Below are 20342 nucleotides of genomic sequence, written 5' to 3' on the forward strand. Positions count from 1 at the left end.
TGACATGGCATCCGCAGGCAGCAATTCTTCCCTTGATATGAGCGCGGGAACCACCGCAGGTACCGACGCAACACCATGGGAGCGCGCGGCCAGGGGTGCCAACCTGCTCTCCCCCGAAGGAACGCTGGGAGTGACCATTTTCGAGGAAATGACCACCTTGGCACTGTCCACCGGTGCCATCAACCTCGGCCAGGGTTTTCCCGATGAAGACGGCCCCGCGGAAATCAAAGCGGCAGCCCAGTCCGCCATCGCCGCTGGAGCAAACCAATATGCGCCCGGCAAAGGCATTCCCGCGTTGAGGGAAGCCATTGCCGCACACCAGCAGCGCTTTTACGGACTGAACCCGGATCCAGATGCTGAAGTCCTTGTCACTACGGGCGCAACAGAAGCGATCGCAGCGACGCTGCTCGCCTTTATCCAACCCGGCGACGAAGTCCTGACCTTCGAACCCTTCTACGACTCCTACGGGGCCATTATCAGCATGGCTGGAGCCAAACACGTCACCGCTCCCCTGTTGGCCCCGGATTTCCTACCCGACCTCGCGACGTTGGAAAACTCCTTCAGCACCCGCACCAGAGTTGTCCTCCTGAACAACCCCCACAACCCCACGGGCGCCGTCTTTCCGGAATCCATCTTGACCAAGATTGTTGAATTGGCAGCGAAGTACGGCGCCATCATCGTCAGCGACGAAGTCTACGAGCACCTCACCTTCGGCGTACCGCACCTACCGATTACGTCGCTTCCTGGCGCTGCCGAACGCACCATCACCATTTCCTCCGCCGGAAAGACGTTTTCCTTCACCGGCTGGAAAATCGGTTGGCTCACTGGTCCGGCACACTTGGTGGCGGCAGTGCGTACGGTGAAGCAGTTCCTTACCTATAGTTCAGGCACCCCGTTCCAGAGCGCCATCGCAGTGGGCCTTGGCCTTCCCGATGAGTTCTATACAGGCATCGCCGATCAGCTGCGCCGCAAACGGGACATTCTCGCCCAAGGCCTCCGGGCCGCAGGCTTCGGCGTTCATAACCCGAGCGGCACCTACTTCATCAACGTGGACACGGCACCCCTGGGCATCCGCGACTCCGTTGACCTCGCAAGACGCCTGCCAGGGCTCGTAGGCGTAGCAGCCATCCCGGTCCCGGTATTCTGCCATCCGGAGGGAGCCGAGCGTACGCGAAGCCTGCTGCGTTTCGCCTTCTGTAAAAAGACCGGCGTCCTGCAGGAAGCCGCCCAACGCCTTGCCACACTGAAGGACCGGCTCTGAACGCCAGGGGCTCCGGCCAGCACCAAGCCACACGATTCCTCCGAACCACAGGACAACACGCGACCATCGGGGAAGACACCCTCGTTGAGGGCGGCTTCGTCCTGAGTATTGGTGGTGCCGAACAATCGCACGTGAACCTGGCTGATCCTTCGGAGATCTTCTACGAATACCTCCGCAGGATCGGGCATGTGGTGGACTTGGCTGCAGAACCCGGAGTACCCATCAGCGCCCTGCATTTGGGCGCCGGTGCCCTCACCTTGGCGCGGTACATCCAAGCCACCCGTCCGGGCTCGGAGCAATACGCTGTTGAGCTTGAGCGTGAGCTCTTGGACTTCGTACTTCAGAAGCTGCCCATGCCTGACGGCACCTCGTTGACGACTCACATCGGTGACGCCCGCGACGCACTGGCGGAGCTTCCCGCACAGGTGATGTTCGACGTCGTGATTCTCGATATCTTCTCCGGGCCGGAGGCCCCAGCCCATATTGCCTGCCGGGAATTCTATGAGGAAGCAGCAAGTAGGCTCCGGCCGGATGGGGTGTTGATCATCAACGTGGGTGACGAACCTGCGCTGACGCTCGTCCGCAGCCAGGTGGCAGCGCTGCGCCAAGCCATGCCGGATGTCGCAGCCTTCGCTGAAACGGGAATGTTCGGTGGCCGCTACCCGGGCAACATCGTCCTGGTAGGCACATGCAAACCGTGGTCCCCGGACTGGACAGCGCAACTGCTGGCGCGTGGCCCCCATCCTGCAACCGTCCTCACGGGCGTGGAACTCGACAGCATTACGGGCTGAAGAGAGGATCCGCTAGGCCGGCTCAGCGAACCACAGCTTGGTCTCGCCGTACTTCTTGTCGGCGAAACATTCCAAGGCGTCGGGCCACTCAGGCTCAGGGCTCCGCGAACTCCGCTCCACCACCACAACGGCCGCATCATCCAAATGGGGACCTAACTTTGCCAGCACAGCACTCAAGGCAGGCTCGTCCAAGGGGTAAGGCGGATCAAGGAAGACGAGATCCCAGATGTCCGCGTCAGCCGCACGCTCCAGGAATGACTCCACCTTGGAACGATGGACTGAGACCCTCTTCCCGCCCAGGAGTTGGTTCACCAAATCCGCATTGCGCTGGCAGACATCGCTTGCCTTGGCATCGAACTCCACCAGATCCACAGTCCTGGCCCCTCGGCTGGCACTTTCGATGCCCAAGGATCCAGAGCCTGCATAAAGGTCCAGGACCCGGGCATCTTCAATGACTGCCAAGGACTCCAGGCGGGAAAAGAGCGCCTCCTTGACCCTGTCCGTGGTGGGACGCGTCGCCGTTCCGGGGACGCTGGCCAGCGGGTTCCCGCCACCAACCCCGGCGATGATCCGGCTCACAGGGATTCCCCATGAACGCGCTTCCATGGATCTCTAACCGCGTTCAAGGAACGCCTCCTTCTCAGGGTTCAAATAATCATCTATTGCAGCAGCAAGTGCCGGCTGTTGTTGCAGGGCAGGATCTTCCGACACCAGGCCTTGGGCGTCGGTACGTGCCCGGGCAATGATGTCTTCGTGTTCAAGTACACGAAGCAACTTCAGGGTGGAGCGTCCGCCGGATTGCGAAGCACCGAGAATGTCGCCTTCACGGCGGAGTTTCAAGTCTTCCTGGGACAGCTCAAATCCATCCGTCGTTGAAGCAACGGCATCAAGCCGGCGACGACTCGGATGCCCGGGTTCCAGCGTTGTCACAAGCAGGCAAGTGCCGGGCAAACCTCCACGGCCTACCCGCCCGCGCAGCTGGTGGAGCTGTGAGATTCCAAAGCGGTCGGCATCGAGAATCACCATGAGGGTGGCGTTGTGGACATCGACGCCCACCTCAATGACAGTGGTGGACACCAGCACTTTGGTGTTGTTGGAGGCGAAGGAGGCCATCGTCTCTGACTTCACCTGCGGATCCTGCCGCCCATGGAGCGGCGCTACCGGGACACCAGCCAGCGAAGGCTCCTGCAGGAGGCTTTCGACGACGGCGGTCACCGAGGCGAGTTCCCGCGCCGGGCCTTCGTCCGCCAGGTCGGCATCGCTGGGTTCCGCTTCGCCCGGACTGAAGTCGCCGTCGTCGTCGGAGCCGATCTTGGGGCACACCACATAAACCTGGTGACCCGAATCGACTTCTTCGCGGGAACGTTTCCATATTCGGTCCACCCAGCCCGGATTCTCCGCGAGCCCCACTACGTGAGTGGCAATCGGCGCACGCCCGGCCGGAAGCTCATCAAGGATGGAGGTCTCAAGGTCCCCGAATACCGTCATGGCCACCGTGCGGGGAATCGGTGTGGCTGTCATGACCAGCAAGTGTGGAGGCCGCTGCGCCTTGGCCCGGAGGGCATCGCGCTGTTCCACGCCAAAGCGGTGCTGCTCATCCACCACGATCAGCCCGAGGTCTTGGAAGCTGGTTTTGTCGCTCAGCAAAGCGTGCGTGCCAATGACAATTCCCGCATTTCCTGAGGCCGCGTCCAGCATTGCCTGTTTCCGCGCAGCGGTGGGCATGGAACCGGTCAGGAGCGTCACTTGAACGGCTTCCTGAGTGGAGTCGCCGCCAAGCATGCCGGCACCGCCAAAGATGTGGTCGCCGGCGAGCGCACCCAACGTCTTGCGGATGGAGTGGAAATGCTGGGCCGCCAGGACCTCCGTGGGCGCCAGGAGTGCTGCCTGGCCACCTGCATCCACTACCTGCAACATGGCCCGCAAGGCCACGATCGTCTTTCCCGAGCCCACTTCGCCCTGCAGCAGCCGGTTCATGGGAGTGTCGCGCCCGAGCTCTTCAGCCAGCGTCTTTCCGACGGCGGATTGGCCGGCAGTCAGGGTGAAGGGCAGGTTTTGATCGAACTTGGTGAGCAAACCTCCCACGCGCGGACGGCGCGCAGTGGCTTCTTCAGCAGCCAGCTGGGCGCGCCGGCGTGCGAGGGCCGTTTGCAGCACCAGGGCTTCCTGGTATCGGAAGCGCTCCTGAGCGCGTTGCCAGTCCTTGGCAGTCCCGGGTGAATGGATTAAGCGGTAGGCCTCAGCGACACTGAGCAGGCCGTCCCTTCGGACGATGCTTGCCGGAAGCGGATCTTCCAGGGAATCAAGGTCCATGGTCTGGATCAGGGCAGTGATGACTTTGTGGATGGACCAACTGGTCAGCTTGGCCGTTGCCGGATAGATGGGGATGGGCATGGCTGCGAGTTTTTCCGGGTCTACAGACCCTTCCGCTTCCGGGTCCTCGTCCAGCAGAAGGAAGTCCGGGTTGGTCAGGCCGAGGGCTCCGCCGTAACGGGTCACCTTGCCTGAAAACATGGCCCGACGACCAGCAAGGAGTTCAGCCTTTGCCCGGAACCCGTTGAAGAAGCTGACCTTCAACGTACCTGGAACACCGGCACCACCGGCTTCGTCCGTCACCACCACATCTGTGATCGAACCCCGGCGTGCCCTCATCTGGCGGGTGCTGTTGGACAGCACCCGGGCAATCAGCGTGACCTCTTCATCCAGCGGGAGCTTGCTGATGGGCGTCAACTCTCCGCGGTTTAAGTACCTGCGAGGAAAGTAGTTCAGCAAGGCTCCGGCCGTTTTTAGGCCCAAGTGCTTGTCTATGACGGCCGCGGACCGCTTGCCGATCCTGCGTTCGAGGGGCAGGTCCAGCTCAGTATTCATGCCGTGACTGGCCTGAGACATTGAAAGCTTCACTGATGCTGGCGGATTCGCTGCCGTCGGGTTCCTGTGTGACAGCCGGGTGCTGCACGTCATCACGGGGTATTGCCAACTGGCTTACCGCTATATCAGTCGGTTCTCCCAGCGAGCGAATGAATGCCACGGCCGGCTCCGGGTCGGCGACGTGGACATGAACGCGCCAACGGTAGCTGATTTCCACAATGGATTCGTCGTCTTCATCATCGGTGCCTTGGGCACCGCCAACTTGGCTCATGATGACGGAATCGCCCATCTCGTCCAGGCGTTGCCGAAGGATGGCCGCATTCAGGGGCGAGAGATTGATGGTGCACATGACTTCCACACCGTCATCGACCGGCATGTGTTCATGGATGTGGGGATCCTGCAATTTATAGCCGTGGAGGCCGTCAAGCAGCTCCTCCTGGAGTTCCTCACCGAGGACTGCGGCACGGAGGCAATCCAGCACCAGCAGCATCCCGACGCCCCCTGCGTCCACAACATGTGCTTCATGGAGTTGTGCCAGCTCATCTTCTGTCCGGACGACGGCTTGGTAGGCTGCCTCCACCACAGCGTCGAGCGAGAGCCCCAATGCATGGTTGCTGTCGTCGCCGCTTTGGGATGCGTCGACGGCTTGAGCGGCATGAGCGGCCGCTTCCAAAACCGAAAGCATGGTGCCTGCCACAGGTTCACTCAAGGCAGACCAGGCACGGATCTGTGCCCTGTTCAGCGCGGTGGCAAGCAGGGGTGCGCTGAGGCGGGTTTTTCCGGCCAGGGGTTCGGCAGCGGCGCATAGGAACACTGCGAAGAGTGTGCCCGAATTGCCTCGGGCTTGCTCCATGGCGGCCTGCCCGGCGCTGGACAGTACAGCGCCGACGTCGTTGCCGGTTTCTGTAGAGTCCGACGCAGTTCCGCCTAGGGCAGCAACAGCTGCCCGAACAGTGAGATAAAGGTTGGTTCCGGTATCACCGTCCGCGACAGGGAAGATGTTGATCGCATTGAGACGGTCGCTGTGGTTGCCGAGGACCACCTCCGCCTTGCCGAGCCAACGTTTCATGGCGTGTGCATTCGCGGCGATCTTAGTCTGCAAAGTGATCCCATCCAACGGTGTCAGCAGTTTGCCCGGCAATCCGGACGCCACTGCCTGGCGGCTCGACAACGGCTTGCACCGAGCCTATCGCAGTGAAGCCCTGCGGCAGCTGAATTCCTGCTGGGAACGTAGCAAGCAAACCGTGGTCTTCTCCCCCGCCAAGCACCCACCGCATGGCTTCCCCTCCCAGAAGGGCAGCTGCTGGTTCCAGTGAGGCTGCGTGCGTCTTCAAAGCAACGGGATCGAAATCGAGGACCACGTTGCTGGCCCCGGCCAGGCGGTTGCCATCACGCAGCAGGCCATCGGAAATGTCCATCATGGCTGTGGCACCCGCAGCCGCAGCCAGCGGTCCGGCTGCCAGTGGTGGCATTGGCCGGCATTGCTTGTCCACCAAGCTCCGCAGCTCAGGAGACAGGCTGCCGAACGGAATGTCGCTTTCCAGCAACGCCCAGCCCGCAGCTGCTCTTCCCAGCGTCCCCGCAACTGCCACGACGTCCCCGGGTCTGGCACCGGACCTCAGCACTGGCGCCATACCGGCAAGCGTTCCGACGACGGCGACGGTCACCGCCAGCTCGCGGCCCCTTCCAAGGTCTCCGCCGGCCACCGAGCAATTCGAAGCGCCCAAGCCAACAATTCCAGCAGTGAGCCCATCAGCAAACGCTTCAACCCATTCGACGGGCGTCTCCGGCGGCATGGTGAGGCTTACCACGAGACTCGTGGCGCTGCCACCCATGGCGTTGATGTCACTGAGGTTTTGCGCTGCGGCCTTCCAGCCGACGTCGAATCCGGTGGTGCGGTAGCCGTTACGCCACTCAAGCCTGAAGTCCTGGTCCTGAGTTTGGGTGTCGATGGAGATGAGCGCCCTGCCATCCGGCGCTGCTATCAGGGCGGCGTCGTCGCCGGGTCCCAGCAAAACGCCGGGGCTATGGTGCAGGCGCGGAAAAATCCGTGCGAGGAGCTCGGACTCCGACAGGTGTTGGACGGTCAACGGTTCTTCTGGCACTGCTGTCAACTCTTCTCTTGGCACGGCGCCCGTGTCTTCTCATGGCACCGCTCTACGCTATCGCGATCCACCGACAGAATAATGCGGCTCTCAACGGCAGTTTCGGCGGGAATGTGACCCGGGCAACCCGAATCTGCCTGCCAGCGCTTGCGGGATAGGCTGGATAGATGCACCAAAAGACCCTTCCCCGGACCGCCCTGGCGTTCGCCTTGGCCTCCGTCTCCGTCACCGCTTTATCGGCCTGCGCGCCAGCCGTGGACGTCACTGCAGCCTCCGACGCCGCCAATCCTGCCTGCGCGCCAATGATGGTGGCTCTGCCGGACCAGATCGGGGATGCTGCCCTCCGCAAAACCAACAGCCAGGCGACGGCTGCCTGGGGAGATCCTTCGCAGGTCATCCTTCGCTGCGGAGTGAACGTCCCCGGACCCACCACGGACCGCTGTGTGAGCGTCAACGACATCGACTGGGTCATCAAGGAAGGCGATCCCGTTTACACCCTGACCACATTCGGCCGCGAACCAGCTACGGAGATCCTGATAGATCCGGTCAAACTAGAGGCCGCGAATATCAGTTCAGCAACTGTCCTGACTGAGTTGGCAGCCGCGGTTGGCAAGATCAAGGCAACCGGAAAGTGCGTGGGCCAGGAAGATCTGCAGAACCTGCCATCCGCGCAGTAGTGCTTTAGCGCAGCCCCGTCTTGCGTGTCAGAGCCAGATGGATCAGTTCGTCGATCAAGTCCCCGTAAGCCAGCCCGGAAGCCGCCCACATCTGCGGGTACATACTCTTGGGCGTAAAGCCGGGCATGGTGTTGATCTCATTAATGATCAGCTCGCCCGCAGGGGTGTAGAAGAAATCAACACGGCTGAGGCCTTCGGCCCCGACGGCGTCGAAAGCGACGGCGGCAAGTTCACGCACGCGTGCGATTGCCTCGTCCGGCATGTCAGCCGGGCAACTCAGGGCGGCGGCGCCGTCCTCAACGTATTTGGCAGCAAAGTCATAGAACTGGTGCTCACCGGCTGCCACCGCGATCTCACCCGGCATGGAAGTACGGGGGGCCGACGTGCCGCGGCCCTGCAGGACAGCGCACTCGATCTCGCGGCCCACGATGCCGGCCTCAATGACCAGCTTCAGGTCATGGCGGCGGGCTTCCTCGATGGCAGCGTCCAACCCTTCCATCGAGTCGACCTTGGAGATACCCATGGACGAACCCGCGCGGGCAGGCTTAACGAACACAGGGTATCCGAGCTTGTCCACCCGCTTACGGACAGCCTCGGCGTCCGTGGTCCATTCGCGATCTGTTACAGCTACGTACGGTCCGACGCTCAGTCCGGCGGATTCAAACACCACCTTCATGTAATGCTTGTCCATCCCCACGGCCGAGGCCAGCACACCGGCGCCGACATAGCGCGTGTCTGAAAGCTCCAGGAGGCCTTGGATGGTTCCGTCCTCGCCCCATGGCCCATGAAGCAGGGGGAAAACAACGTCCACGGAACCAAGTTCCTGGGGAACGGCGTTGGGCTCGGTCACGATGAGTTGATGCTCACCACCCACTTCAGCCAAGGTCACGGTCTTGCCCGACGGCGCCACCTCGGGAAGCGCTGCAGAGCTCAAGGACCAGTCGCTGGTGTCGCCCGAGGCCAGTACCCACTGCCCTGATTTGGCGATGCCAATCGGTATGACCTCGTACTTGTTCTTGTCGATCGCCCCCATGACGCCAGCTGCGGTGACACAGCTGACGGCATGCTCGCTGGAGCGCCCCCCAAAGAGGATCGCTACACGGGGGCGGCCCGTCAAAGGGGTGGATTGGTCAGTCACCATCAGTAGTCGCCTTCGGACTTCAGTGCCCGGGCCAACAGTCGTGGCCCCAGGTCATCAACGGACATTCTGCCTTCAAGCACCGCCACGACGGCGGCCGTAATGGGCATTTCAACATTCAACTTGCCGGCCAGCTCGTGCACAGCGGGGCCGGATTTTATGCCCTCCGCAGTCTGCGTCATCTGTTCGGCCACTTGCTCAAGGCTGAGGCCTTCACCAAGCAACCTGCCAGCGGTGTGATTACGCGAGAGTGCTGAAGAGCAGGTGGCAACGAGATCGCCGAGTCCGGCAAGTCCAGCCATGGTGTGGGCTTCTCCGCCCAGGGCAAGCGCAAGCCGGGACGTCTCAGCGAGTCCGCGCGTGATCACCGAAGCTTTAGTGTTATCGCCCATCTGCCGGCCTTCACAAATGCCTACAGCAAGCGCAATCACATTCTTCACAATCCCGCCGATTTCCACCCCCACAACATCAGTGCTGGTGTATGGCCGGAAGTACGGCGCCGTGCAGCACAGCGCTATGGCAGCAGCAGTGTCTGCGTCACTGCAGGCAACAACTGACGCTGTTGGTTGCTCCCGGGCTATCTCCATGGCCAGGTTGGGGCCCGACACTACTGCCACGCGGGGAGCGGGAAGACCCAACTCCTGAGCAATGACTTCGCTCATCCGGGCGTCGGTGCCCAGTTCCAGGCCCTTCATCAGGGAAACAACCACGGCGTCGGGCGCGAGGAAGGCCTTCCACTCCCCGAGCTGGGGCCGAAGCGACTGGGCAGGCACGGCGAGGACCACCAGGGTGGCATCCTTGAGCACCTCCTCCACATCCGTGGATGCTGTTACAGACGGTGGAAGCTCAATGTCTTTAAGGTACTGCTCATTGCGGTGGGAAGAGTTTATCTGCTCCACGACTTCCGCCCGACGACCCCAGATCCGGATACTACGTTCAGATCCGGTCGCCGTCGCGGCATCGGCCAGGACCTTGGCGAACGTGGTTCCCCACGAACCTGCGCCCAAAACAGCCACGATATTCGGTGTGGACACGCTCGTTTCGGCTGCAGTCATTTCCCGTCCTCCCCTTCGCGGGCATCAGGAGAACCACCCTGAATGAAGCGGCCGTGCTTGGACTGTTTGTGGACAGCCGGATCCCAGCGTTCTGCAGGGGCAGGTTCACCTCGAAGGGTTTCAAGGAGTTCGGTGATGGCGGCCATGATGACTTCAGTGGCCGCGGTCAGTGTCGCACGGTCCAGCGGCCGCTCCCTGAACGCACTGAGATCAACGGGCTTGCCAATAAGTACGCGAACAGTTTTACGCGGGAAGATGTGGAACCGCTTGGCATATCGCGGGAAAACTTCCTGTGCACCCCAATGCGCCATGGGCACCACAGGGGCTCCGGTCTGCAGGGCGAGTCTCGCGGCACCGGTGTGGCCCTTCATCGGCCAAAGATCGGGGTCGCGGGTGAGAGTGCCTTCAGGGTAGATGATGATGGCACCACCGGCGTCCACCACCTCTTTGGCCACTTGAAGCGAGCGGTTCGCACCCGCCGTCGAGCGTTCAACCGGAATCTGCCTGGTGGCGTGCAGTAGGCCGCCCAGCACGGGAACTTTGAAGAGACCCGTCTTCGCCAGGAAGTGCGGCGGCCGCTTCTGGTTGTAGACCATGTGTCCGATGACGATGGGGTCTATTTCAGTGCAGTGGTTTGGTACTGCGATGAAGCCGCCGGGCGGAAGGTTTTCCACACCTTCCCACTTTTTTGCCATCAGGATGTTCATCAAGGGACGCGCCAGGCCCGCCAGCAGCATGAACGTTGCACGGCTCTTGGCCGATTCCTTCAAAGGAGCCCCCGCTACTTGGTGGTGGTGATATCGAAATCGGCGCCGAGGCCGGCCAGCTTCTCGGTAAAGCGCTCGTAACCGCGGTTGATGATGTCGATGCCCGTAACGCGTGACGTGCCCGTAGCAGCCAGCGCTGCGATGAGGTGGCTGAAACCACCCCGGAGGTCGGGGATGTCAATATCGGTGCCCCTGAGCGGAGTGGGTCCCGAAATCACTGCCGAGTGCAGGAAGTTCCGCTGTCCGAACCGGCAGGGAACACTACCCAGGCACTCGCGGTGTACCTGAATGTTCGCACCCATCCGTGCAAGGGCTTCCGTGAATCCGAAGCGGTTCTCATAGACAGTCTCATGGACGATGGAAACGCCCTCTGCCTGGGTCAAGGCAACCACCAGCGGCTGCTGCCAGTCCGTCATGAATCCCGGGTGGACATCCGTCTCCAGGACGAGCGGGGAGAGCTTACCGCCCTGGTGGTAGAAACGGATACCGTCGTCGCCGATATCCATGCCGCCACCAACTTTGCGGTAGGTATTCAGGAACGTCATCATGTCGCGCTGCGAAGCACCCTCAACAAATATGTCACCGCGGGTAACCAATGCAGCAGAGGCCCAGGACGCGGACTCGTTGCGGTCCGGCAGTGCCCGGTGATTGTAGCCACGCAGGTCCTTGACGCCCTCAATCCGGATGGTCCGGTCAGTCTGGACGCTGATGATGGCGCCCATCTTCTGCAGGACCGCAATGAGGTCGATGATCTCGGGTTCGGTGGCCGCGCCAATGAGTTCGGTGATGCCCTCGGCACGCGTTGCACTCAGGAGCACCTGCTCGGTGGCCCCAACCGATGGATACGGCAGCGAGATTTTGGCTCCATGCAGACCGTTCGGGGCAGAAATGTGGATGCCACCCGGGCGCTTTTCCACCACGGCGCCGAATTGCCGCAGGACATTCAGGTGATAGTCGATGGGCCTGTCACCGATCTTGCAGCCACCCAGATCCGGGATGAAGGCCTCGCCGATCGCGTGAATCAGCGGTCCGCACAGCAGGATGGGAATCCGTGAGTCGCCGGCGTGCGCATCAATTGCCGTGCTGGAGGCTGTCTTTGCCTCTTTGGGATCCAAGGTGAGGTCTCCCGATACCGGATCCTTCACAACGGTCACCCCGTGCAGCTGCAGCAGGCTGGTGACAACCTCGACGTCCTTGATTTCCGGCACGTTCCTCAGCACCGATGGTTCGCTGCCCAGCAACGCCGCCACCATGGCCTTGGGCACCAGGTTCTTGGCACCGCGAACGGTCACTCGCCCGGTCAAAGGGACGCCACCGCGGATTGTCAGAACACTACTCATCTATACCGGTTTCCTCACGACTACTCGCCCCCCAAACTTACAAAGGCTCCAGCTAAGCATAGAAGCTCGCTTTACCGATCCGAAATGGAACCGCCCGACACCCCGCGTATCCGGCATGCGATGTTCTCAAAGGAAAAAGGACCGGCAGACGCTCCCAAGAGAGGCCTGCCGGTCCTTTATCCGCAGCGTTGCGGCCTGGTATGAGGGGTTATCGGGCATCAACTTTCGCCGGAAGCGTCTTCGGCTTGAAGGATGGGCGCGTGGCCTCGTACGCCGTGATGTCCGACTCATGCTGAAGGGTCAGGCCGATGTCATCGAGGCCTTCCAGGAGGCGCCAACGGGTGTAGTCGTCAATCTCGAACGGCGCTACCACATTGCCGCACTCGACCGTCTTGGAGACCAAGTCAACCTTGACCTCGGTGCCCGGATGGTTTTCCAGCACTTTCCAGATCAGTTCAATGTCATCCTGAGCCACCTGGGCCGCCAACAGTCCCTGCTTACCGGAGTTGCCGCGGAAAATATCGGCGAACCGGGAGGACAGAACGGCTTTGAAACCATAGTCCTTCAACGCCCAGACAGCGTGCTCACGGGATGACCCGGTACCGAAATCAGGGCCGGCCACCAGCACGGAGCCGGCATTGAACGGGGCCTGGTTCAGGATGAAGGACTCGTCCTTCCGCCAAGCAGCGAACAAGGCGTCTTCGAACCCGGTGCGGGTGATGCGCTTGAGGTACACAGCGGGGATGATCTGGTCGGTGTCCACGTTGCTCTGGCGCAGTGGAACGCCGATGCCGGTGTGGGTAGTGAATGCTTCCATGGGATCCTCCTAGACTGCGATTCCGGTCAGTGTGCCTGCGGCAGCGGACTCGAGGTCCGACGGTGAACTCAGCGTGCCCCTGACAGCGGTAGCCGCCGCCACGACAGGCGAGACCAGGTGCGTCCGGCCGCCCTTGCCCTGGCGGCCCTCAAAGTTGCGGTTGGATGTTGAAGCGCAGCGCTCCCCCGGTTCCAACTGGTCCGGGTTCATTCCCAAGCACATGGAGCAGCCGGCAAAACGCCATTCCGCACCAAATTCCTTGAAGACCTTGTCCAGGCCTTCCGCCTCTGCCTCCAAGCGGACACGTGCGGAGCCCGGTACCACCAGCATGCGGACTTTGGGGTCCTTTTCGCGGCCACGGATGATATCGGCAGCAGCGCGCAGATCCTCGATGCGTGAATTGGTGCAGGATCCCAGGAAGACGGTATCCACGCGGATGTCCTTCATGGGGGTGCCGGCTTCCAAGCCCATGTACTGCAAGGCGCGCTCGGCAGCTGCCTTGGCATTCTCATCACCGAAGTCCTCCGGCGACGGTACCTTTGAGGACAGCGACACACCTTGGCCCGGGTTGGTTCCCCAGGTAACGAACGGCTCCAGGGTATCGGCGTCCAGGTCAACTTCGACGTCGAAGGTTGCGTCAGCGTCCGTGTTGAGCGTGTTCCAGTACTCGACGGCGGCATCCCAGTCGGCGCCTTCCGGCGCGTGGGGGCGGCCCTGCATGTAGTCGTACGTGGTCTGGTCCGGAGCCACCATGCCGGCGCGTGCACCGGCCTCGATGGACATGTTGCAAATGGTCATACGGGCGTCCATCGACAGGGCACGGATGGCAGAACCACGGTATTCGAGAACATATCCCTGGCCGCCTCCTGTCCCGATCTTGGCGATGACGGCAAGGATGATGTCCTTGGCGGTGACGCCGGGACGCAGGGTGCCTTCAACATTGATGGCCATGGTCTTGAACGGCTTCAAGGACAGGGTTTGGGTGGCCATGACGTGCTCCACCTCGGATGTGCCGATACCCATGGCCAACGCACCAAAGGCGCCGTGGGTTGAGGTGTGCGAGTCACCGCAGACCACTGTCATACCCGGCTGCGTCAGTCCCAGCTGCGGCCCCACGACGTGCACGATCCCCTGTTCCTTGTCACCCAGGGAGTGCAGCCGGACGCCGAATTCCTTGCAGTTGGCACGCAGGGTCTCAATCTGCGTGCGGCTGGTCAGGTCCGCGATTGGCTTGTCGATGTCCAGCGTGGGAGTGTTGTGGTCCTCCGTAGCGATGGTCAGGTCGACGCGTCGTAGCTGCCGGCCAGCCAAGCGCAGGCCCTCGAACGCCTGTGGGGACGTCACTTCATGGACGAGGTGCAGGTCGATGAAGAGAAGGTCTGGCTGGGCGTTGGCTCCTTCGCCCTCACCCTTGCGCACTACGTGCGCGTCCCAGACTTTCTCGGCCAGTGTCTTTCCCACGGCCTTGCTCCCTTCACTGCGGTTGGCTTGTTGCGTTGTTCTTGTTCCACTGAAGCAGCACCGCCGCAAAATAGGCCAGCGAAACAACTTGCATCTCAGATATTGAGACGGCAATATCATTACATGGACAATTCTAGTGGAGTCGGTGTCATTGATAAAGCGGCCCAAGTACTTGATGCCCTTGAGGCAGGGCCCACGACTCTCGCGCAACTTGTAGCGGCCACGGGCCTTGCCCGGCCCACAGTTCACCGCCTTGCGCTTGCTCTGGTTCACCATCGACTGGTGAGCCGCGACATCCAAGGACGCTTCGTCCTGGGTAGCCGGTTGGTGGAGCTCGCATCCGCTGCCGGCGAAGACCGACTGATTGCCTCCGCAGGACCCGTTCTCATTCAGCTCCGGGACGCCACAGGCGAAAGCGCGCAGATCTTCCGCCGCCAAGGCGACTGGCGTGTCTGCGTGGCCTCCGCAGAACGCCCCATCGGCTTGCGGGACACCATCCCGGTGGGCACTCAACTCTCCATGAAGGCCGGCTCTGCCGCGCAGGTCCTGCTGGCATGGGAAGACCACGACCGCCTCCTCGAAGGGCTGCAAAACGCCCGCTTTACGCCCACCGTCCTTGCAGGCGTACGACGCCGGGGCTGGGGCCAGAGCCTTGGCGAACGCGAGCCCGGGGTCGCCTCGGTTTCAGCCCCCGTTCGCGGACCGTCAGGCCGGGTCATCGCGGCTGTGTCCATTTCAGGTCCGATAGAGCGCCTCACCCGTCAGCCAGGCCGCCTCCACGCCGAGGTGGTTTGCAACGCCGCCCGGGTTTTGACCGACGCCCTGCGCAAGAACAATGACTAGCGTGCACAACTACGCTGTGTTCCTCCGCGGCATCAATGTGGGCGGCATCAATATCAAGATGGCCGATCTGGCATCAGCCCTCAAGGACCGCCCATTTACCAAGGTCAAGACCCTGTTGGCCAGTGGAAATGTGGTGCTTCAGAGTGAACTCAGCGCAAAGGACGTCAAGGCGCAGTTCGAGAAGTGCCTACGGGAAACCTTTGGTTACGACGCCTGGGTGGTTGTCCTCACTGCCGAACGGGTAGCGGAACTGGTGGACGCGTGCCCGTACCCGGCGGACGACAAAACCACGCACAGCTACATCACCCTCACTTCCGACACAGCTATGCTCGATGAACTTTTTCAGGCAGGCGAAGCGCTGGAAGGCGTGGAACAAGTGCGGCTGGGCCCGGAAGCCTCCGCATGGCTGGCTCCCGCCGGCGGCACGCTGGACAGCCCCTTCAGCAAGCTCTCGGCCAAGGCACGCTACAAAGCCAGCACTACTACAAGGAACCTGCGCACGCTCATCAAAGTCAGGGACGCTGCTGCGGCCCTCTAAACTGCACGTTCGGCAAGCAGCACCTGCCCTAGCCGGAGCGGGCGGCCTTCAGCGCCGCGTTGAACGCTTTCAAGCGCGTAATTTCAACCTCGACAGGCTCCACGATCCGTTGCTCGGCAACTGTTGCCACGGCAGCTTTCAAACGCCTGGCTGCCCCAGATGCCCTGACCCGGGCAGCCCAGCCTCCAAGAATCCTTCCGGTGATGGCAAGGACGATTCCCAGCACGACTCCCCCTGCGACCATCAGCGTAGGCCATGGCCACCCTTCAGTTCGAGGGACCTCCGGCACTGGCATTTGGAAGTAGCCGAGTACGGCCAACACACCCAGCCACACAAGGCCACCCACTGCGAGCAGAAGCGCAATCCATTGAAGGGTATTGAAAAGAACCCACCACAGGGGACGTTTGCCCGTCTTTAGGTCGGTGCCTGCAATAGCTTGATCCAACGCGTCAGGCAGCTGTTCCCGCCCGTCCCTGGCCACGCTGCGTATGGCTGCACGCCATGGACCGGGGGCGCCGGCAGAAGCCTCATCGGCAAAGTCCCTGACGGCGGCATCTGTCCGCGCCCTCTCCGGCGCACCCGCGGGAGGCAGCGATGTGCGGCTCAACTCAGGCTTGGTGTCGTCCCGGCCAAGGTTAAGCCTCCGTAATGGGTCGGGTCGGAAACGCAACAGCCACCGGGTGACGGGCCACCCGGTCCTCTTGGCGGACTCCCTCGCGAAAGATCGCTGTACGGCGTCCACCACCACTGGAACGTTTGCCGCCGTCGAGAGTTCAGAGGCCAGGCGGCCCTTCGCGCTTCCTTTGATGCCACGGGCTTCGCCCTCGCCGGAGGCCCGGGCGAGTTCCGCCGCGGCCTTGGTGACGTCTGCAGATAGGCGCTGTGTTGTTGCCTGCCGTTGGACCACGACGTTCCGTATGGCCCCGCGGAGAGTCGGCACTCCGTCGCCGGTTAGCGCCGACGCACTGAGGACCTTGACTTTGCCCAGTCCATCCCGCGCCAGGATCCCTTCCAAGGACTGCATCACGGCAGTTGCGTCGGCTGCGTTGAGTTTGTCCACCTGGTTCAGGACAACCAGCGTGACGGCACCGTGGGAGGCCATGGGTCGAAGGAAGTCGTTATGCACCGCAGCGTCGGCGTACTTTTGCGGGTCCAGGACCCACACCAGCACATCCACCATGCCCACCATGCGCTGAACAATCTCCCGGTTTTCCACTTTGGTGGAATCGAAGTCGGGTAGGTCCAGCAGCACCAGGCCGCTGTTCTCGTCTGCGAGCCCGGGAACCGGCGGAAGGGCATGCCGCTCCTTGACGTCCAGCCAATCAAGCAAAGGGCCGCTGCCTTCTTCGCCCCAGATGCCTGCCAAAGGTGCAGACGTTGTGGGACGCCGCGCAGTGGCAGTTGCGAGCTCGCTGCCTGATACTGCATTGAACAACGACGATTTTCCGCTACCCGTCGCCCCAAAAAACCCCACCACGGTATGCCCTGCTGACAATGACCGCCGCGAGGTAGCACGCTCCAAAACGTCATACACAGACTGCAGATCGGGGTCCGGCAGGACGCCCTCGGCCAGTTCCCTGGCAGTGTTCAGCGATTCAAGCCTGCGCTGCAGCTGGGACGACTCGCAAACCTGGCCGTGGCGGCTCATGCGACCCCTGCCAGGCTGCGCAGGGCTTGGGCATGCCGGGCGAGGTCGTCTCCGGAGTTCGGGTGGGCCGCTTCAAGCCGGTCCAGGAACCTTTGCCTCTCGTCGTCCAGAAGCCGTTGGCACTGAGTGTGCAGATCCTCCCTGGCCTGCTGGGCCAAGCGGCGTACTGCATCCTCGCCGAACACGGCTTCCAGCAGCTTCTGTCCAACGACGGCCGTTCCGCCTGCAATACCGATCTCCAAGCCACTCAAGCCGGCGGTCATGGAGAACACCACCACCATGAGCGCAGCGCCGAGCCCGTTGACGCCGAAGGACAACCACCGGGCCTGGGTGCGCTTTCCCTGTCCCTGTGTGCGGATCATCTCCATCAGTCCTTCCTGCCAGGACCGAATAGCTGCTGCGGCCTTCGCATGGAAACCCTCACTGGTGCCAGAAAGATCTTCGGACCCAAGAAGTTCCCGACCAGCAGGGTCCGAACGCCAGCGCCTGTCCACGTTTTCGGCCGCGTTCGCGGCTTCGTCCAGGATCACCGCCTGCAACCCGGTCTCGATCGCGGTTTCAACCTTCACAGCGGGAGCGGGCTCGCCTCGGAAGAAGGCCCCTACACGGTCCCGCATGCGGCCAATGTTCTGCTCGAGTGCCCGGAAGAACTCCCCTGTTCCCACGAAGTCCTGCCACCGCGCCAACACTTCACCGCGGAGCAACGCCCCGTCCTTGGTGGCCTCCAGAATGCGGGAGAGAGCTTGCTCATACTCGTCAACGCACGTTGCCTGGAGGTCGTGGGCAGCCGCATCCTGGGCCGCAGCGGCACCCGCGATACCCTCCAACCGGATGCTGACGGCTTTCACTGCGCCGTTCAGTGTCCGCCTGGCCACCTCCGCGCGTCCGACTGCATCGGCTGCCAAGGCACCCAGCCACTGACGCAAGCCAACCACGGACTCCTCAGGAAGCATGCCCAGTCCATCCAACGCACTCTCTGGAACGACGAAGAGCTTCGCGTCCGCCAGCCCCTGTCGGTCGAGCATCGCCTGGAGATCAGTCCTGACTTCATCCTCTGCAGCCGCGGGCACGCGGTCCAAGACAACCGCTACGGTGATATCCCGCGAAGCTGCATCAAGGAGCAGGCGCCAAGGTACGGCGTCGGCATAGCGGTTTGCCGTGGTGACAAACACCCAGAGGTCAGCGGCAGCAAGCAGCTGACCGGCGAGCCTGCGGTTGTCATCGGAGATTGAGTCGACATCAGGCGCGTCCAGCAGGGCGATGCCTTGGGGCACTGACTCGTGTCCCACCAGTACCAAAGACGTGATGGCCTGCGCGTCCGGAGCGGCCCCCGCCTGATGCGCCGGCAGAGGACTCGCAGACACCGTGCCACGGATACGGTCCAGGCTGGGAAGTATCCGGTGACCTTCAAACCACCCTGCGTCCAGAGGATGATGCAGGAGGATGGGCTGGCGGGTAGTGGGCCTGATAGCGCCGGCACGGGTCACCGGGTAGCCGACCAACGCGTTGACCAGCGTGGATTTGCCTGCGCCGGTGGAACCGCCTACGACCGCCAGCAGCGGAGCGTCAAGGCTCCGGTAACGGGGAATCACGTAGTCGTCGAGCTGGGCCAGGGACTCACGGATCCACTGGCGGGCTTCCCGGACCTCCGGCACCGCGAGCGGAAGGGTTGTGGCCGCGAGTTCCGCGCGGGCAGCTTCCAAGGCCTCGACGGCGGCTGCCGCACCTTGGGCAGCTTGGGTGGCCCGGGGTGTTGTCTCATCATCATTTGCGGTCACAGCATCATCATGCCAGCCCGATCCCCATCACAGGTGCGGCGCAGGCACAGACGACAGAAATGGGGAAAAAGAAATCCCCCGGAACCATGGTTCCGGGGGATTTGTTTGTGACCCCAGCGGGATTCGAACCCGCGTTACCGCCGTGAGAGGGCGGCGTACTAGGCCGCTATACGATGGGGCCTTGCACTTTTTGTCACCGTTTCCGGCGATCAAGCTGAATGAGTATTTCATACTTTCAGCTGCACTCCAAATCGACTCAGCGACTTGAAACTTCTGAATTTCCAGCGTGTTTACGCGGATTTTCAGAGCTGGGATACCAGGACTCGAACCTAGAATGACGGTACCAGAAACCGTAGTGTTGCCAATTACACCATATCCCAAAGCGGCTTTCGGACCGAAGTTCAGCGCTTTGGTTTCCCTCAGCTTTTCCCTCCGTGCCCCTCAGCACGAGTAATGACTCTACCGGAGTCTTGCCACCTGCACAAATCGGAAAGCCGTTACCTGCATCACACGGTTCCTACGCCGGGGTAGCCGCCTTGACCAGCAACCGCGACAGTGAGTCCACTTGGCGGCCGGTGAACTCCTCCACCACTTCTGCCGTCCTGTTGAGCCACACACCTATGAGGCCCGCTGCCGTTGCGCCGTCAGCATCAAGCAGCCTGTTATCACCCACATAGAGGGTCTCCCCCGGACGGGTGCCCAGCAGGCGCACGCCTTCGAGGTAGATCGCCGGATCCGGCTTCGGCACCCCTACCGTGTCCGTACCCACGAGGACCTTGATCCTTGAAAGCCCGGCACCGTCCAGCTTCGCCCGCTGATAATCATGCACATTGTTGCTGACCGCGCCGTAGGGGATGCCCGCAGCGTCGAGTGCGTCCAATACACCTTCTACGTCGTCAAAAGCCCGGACATACGCCGTCTGGCGTTGGTGATACTCGGCAACCCACGCCTGGGACTCCTCGCCGTCCTGAAGCTCCACACCAAAATGGCCCAAAGCAGCCCTGCCTCGCAGCAGGCGTTGCTCGTTGAATGTCAGCTCACCAGCCAGGTAGCGGTCGTAGAAGTGCGTGGTTTCGTGGGTAAAGATGCGTCCGAACTTCACCCACCCGGCCTGGTCCAGGCCGGGCAGGAGATGTTCGCTAACATCGCGGAGCGCTGTTGTCATGGCGTACTCAAGGTCCACCAAGGTGTCATCAATGTCGAAGAGGACACCGCGGATGGTGCCGAAAGTACTTGAGATAGCCATGACTGCTTC

At 62.1% G+C, this 20342-nt stretch carries 18 protein-coding genes and 2 tRNA genes; 5 read left to right on the plus strand and 15 right to left on the minus strand.

What is annotated here, in order from left to right:
• Positions 1–37: 37 nt before the first annotated feature.
• Together ACIQTW_RS02625 and ACIQTW_RS02630 are read left to right on the plus strand one after the other, a co-directional pair.
• A complete protein-coding gene (locus ACIQTW_RS02625; protein WP_402936183.1) occupies positions 38–1261 on the plus strand; it encodes an aminotransferase class I/II-fold pyridoxal phosphate-dependent enzyme in 1224 nt (407 codons plus the stop codon).
• 131 nt (positions 1262–1392) lie between these two features.
• Entirely contained in the window at positions 1393–2052 is a 660-nt protein-coding gene (locus ACIQTW_RS02630; RefSeq protein WP_402933408.1) for a spermidine synthase, read from the plus strand.
• 12 nt (positions 2053–2064) lie between these two features.
• On the opposite strand, the gene rsmD is transcribed toward ACIQTW_RS02630, so the two are convergent.
• The 4 genes from rsmD to ACIQTW_RS02650 are packed head-to-tail and all read right to left on the minus strand — an operon-like array spanning position 2065 to position 7025.
• Positions 2065–2631 carry a 16S rRNA (guanine(966)-N(2))-methyltransferase RsmD gene (gene rsmD, locus ACIQTW_RS02635; protein ID WP_402933411.1) on the minus strand — a complete coding sequence of 189 codons (567 nt, stop codon included), beginning with the start codon at positions 2629–2631 and terminating at the stop codon, positions 2065–2067.
• 33 nt (positions 2632–2664) lie between these two features.
• Positions 2665–4920, minus strand: a complete 2256-nt coding sequence (locus ACIQTW_RS02640) for an ATP-dependent DNA helicase RecG (RefSeq protein ID WP_402933414.1) — start codon at positions 4918–4920, stop codon at positions 2665–2667.
• Positions 4910–5989, minus strand: a complete 1080-nt coding sequence (locus ACIQTW_RS02645; RefSeq protein ID WP_402933417.1) for a DAK2 domain-containing protein — start codon at positions 5987–5989, stop codon at positions 4910–4912. Before ACIQTW_RS02645 ends, ACIQTW_RS02640 begins: the two co-directional genes overlap by 11 nt.
• Before the next feature lie 22 nt (positions 5990–6011).
• Positions 6012–7025: a thiamine-phosphate kinase gene (locus tag ACIQTW_RS02650; RefSeq protein ID WP_402936185.1), complete on the minus strand. Its 1014-nt coding sequence runs from the start codon at positions 7023–7025 to the stop codon at positions 6012–6014.
• A 167-nt stretch (positions 7026–7192) separates the two neighbouring features.
• Here ACIQTW_RS02650 and ACIQTW_RS02655 point away from each other — a divergent pair, with 167 nt between their 5' ends.
• Positions 7193–7702: a DUF3515 family protein gene (locus tag ACIQTW_RS02655; RefSeq protein ID WP_402933420.1), complete on the plus strand. Its 510-nt coding sequence runs from the start codon at positions 7193–7195 to the stop codon at positions 7700–7702.
• A 4-nt stretch (positions 7703–7706) separates the two neighbouring features.
• On the opposite strand, the gene ACIQTW_RS02660 is transcribed toward ACIQTW_RS02655, so the two are convergent.
• The 6 genes from ACIQTW_RS02660 to leuC all read right to left on the minus strand — a co-directional run bounded on the left by ACIQTW_RS02660 (position 7707) and on the right by leuC (position 14280).
• Positions 7707–8843: a D-alanine--D-alanine ligase family protein gene (locus ACIQTW_RS02660; protein WP_402933423.1), complete on the minus strand. Its 1137-nt coding sequence runs from the start codon at positions 8841–8843 to the stop codon at positions 7707–7709.
• The gene (locus tag ACIQTW_RS02665; protein ID WP_402933426.1) at positions 8843–9895 is read right to left on the minus strand and encodes an NAD(P)H-dependent glycerol-3-phosphate dehydrogenase; all 1053 of its coding nucleotides are present in this window, start codon (positions 9893–9895) and stop codon (positions 8843–8845) included. Before ACIQTW_RS02665 ends, ACIQTW_RS02660 begins: the two co-directional genes overlap by 1 nt.
• On the minus strand, positions 9892–10665 hold the full coding sequence (locus tag ACIQTW_RS02670) for a lysophospholipid acyltransferase family protein (RefSeq protein WP_402933429.1): 774 nt from the start codon (positions 10663–10665) through the stop codon (positions 9892–9894). The genes ACIQTW_RS02665 and ACIQTW_RS02670 overlap by 4 nt, the downstream gene beginning before the upstream one ends.
• Positions 10666–10676: 11 nt before the next feature.
• Positions 10677–12002: a UDP-N-acetylglucosamine 1-carboxyvinyltransferase gene (gene murA, locus ACIQTW_RS02675; RefSeq protein WP_402933432.1), complete on the minus strand. Its 1326-nt coding sequence runs from the start codon at positions 12000–12002 to the stop codon at positions 10677–10679.
• Positions 12003–12210: 208 nt separating this feature from the next.
• Positions 12211–12819 carry a 3-isopropylmalate dehydratase small subunit gene (gene leuD, locus ACIQTW_RS02680; RefSeq protein ID WP_402933435.1) on the minus strand — a complete coding sequence of 203 codons (609 nt, stop codon included), beginning with the start codon at positions 12817–12819 and terminating at the stop codon, positions 12211–12213.
• Between the two features lie 9 nt (positions 12820–12828).
• Positions 12829–14280, minus strand: a complete 1452-nt coding sequence (gene leuC / locus ACIQTW_RS02685) for a 3-isopropylmalate dehydratase large subunit (protein ID WP_402933438.1) — start codon at positions 14278–14280, stop codon at positions 12829–12831.
• 123 nt (positions 14281–14403) lie between these two features.
• On the opposite strand from leuC, the gene ACIQTW_RS02690 reads away from it, so the two are divergent.
• Together ACIQTW_RS02690 and ACIQTW_RS02695 are read left to right on the plus strand one after the other, a co-directional pair.
• On the plus strand, positions 14404–15123 hold the full coding sequence (locus ACIQTW_RS02690) for an IclR family transcriptional regulator (protein WP_402933441.1): 720 nt from the start codon (positions 14404–14406) through the stop codon (positions 15121–15123).
• A 1-nt stretch (position 15124) separates the two neighbouring features.
• Positions 15125–15661, plus strand: coding sequence for a DUF1697 domain-containing protein (locus ACIQTW_RS02695; RefSeq protein ID WP_402933444.1), 537 nt, complete (start codon positions 15125–15127; stop codon positions 15659–15661).
• A gap of 28 nt (positions 15662–15689) precedes the next feature.
• Here the strand turns inward: ACIQTW_RS02695 and ACIQTW_RS02700 are convergent, their stop codons facing one another.
• The 5 genes from ACIQTW_RS02700 to ACIQTW_RS02720 all read right to left on the minus strand — a co-directional run bounded on the left by ACIQTW_RS02700 (position 15690) and on the right by ACIQTW_RS02720 (position 20333).
• Positions 15690–17309 (minus strand): GTPase, encoded by a 1620-nt coding sequence (locus tag ACIQTW_RS02700; protein WP_402933447.1) that lies wholly within the window; start codon positions 17307–17309, stop codon positions 15690–15692.
• Positions 17306–19087 carry a dynamin family protein gene (locus ACIQTW_RS02705; RefSeq protein WP_402933450.1) on the minus strand — a complete coding sequence of 594 codons (1782 nt, stop codon included), beginning with the start codon at positions 19085–19087 and terminating at the stop codon, positions 17306–17308. The genes ACIQTW_RS02700 and ACIQTW_RS02705 overlap by 4 nt, the downstream gene beginning before the upstream one ends.
• Before the next feature lie 108 nt (positions 19088–19195).
• A tRNA-Glu gene (locus tag ACIQTW_RS02710) sits at positions 19196–19268 on the minus strand.
• 127 nt (positions 19269–19395) lie between these two features.
• Positions 19396–19467: transfer RNA gene (locus ACIQTW_RS02715), tRNA-Gln, on the minus strand.
• A 137-nt stretch (positions 19468–19604) separates the two neighbouring features.
• Positions 19605–20333, minus strand: a complete 729-nt coding sequence (locus ACIQTW_RS02720; protein ID WP_402933452.1) for an HAD family hydrolase — start codon at positions 20331–20333, stop codon at positions 19605–19607.
• Positions 20334–20342 lie beyond the last annotated feature (9 nt).

The organism is Paenarthrobacter sp. NPDC090517 (assembly GCF_044769165.1).
Classification (GTDB): domain Bacteria; phylum Actinomycetota; class Actinomycetes; order Actinomycetales; family Micrococcaceae; genus Arthrobacter.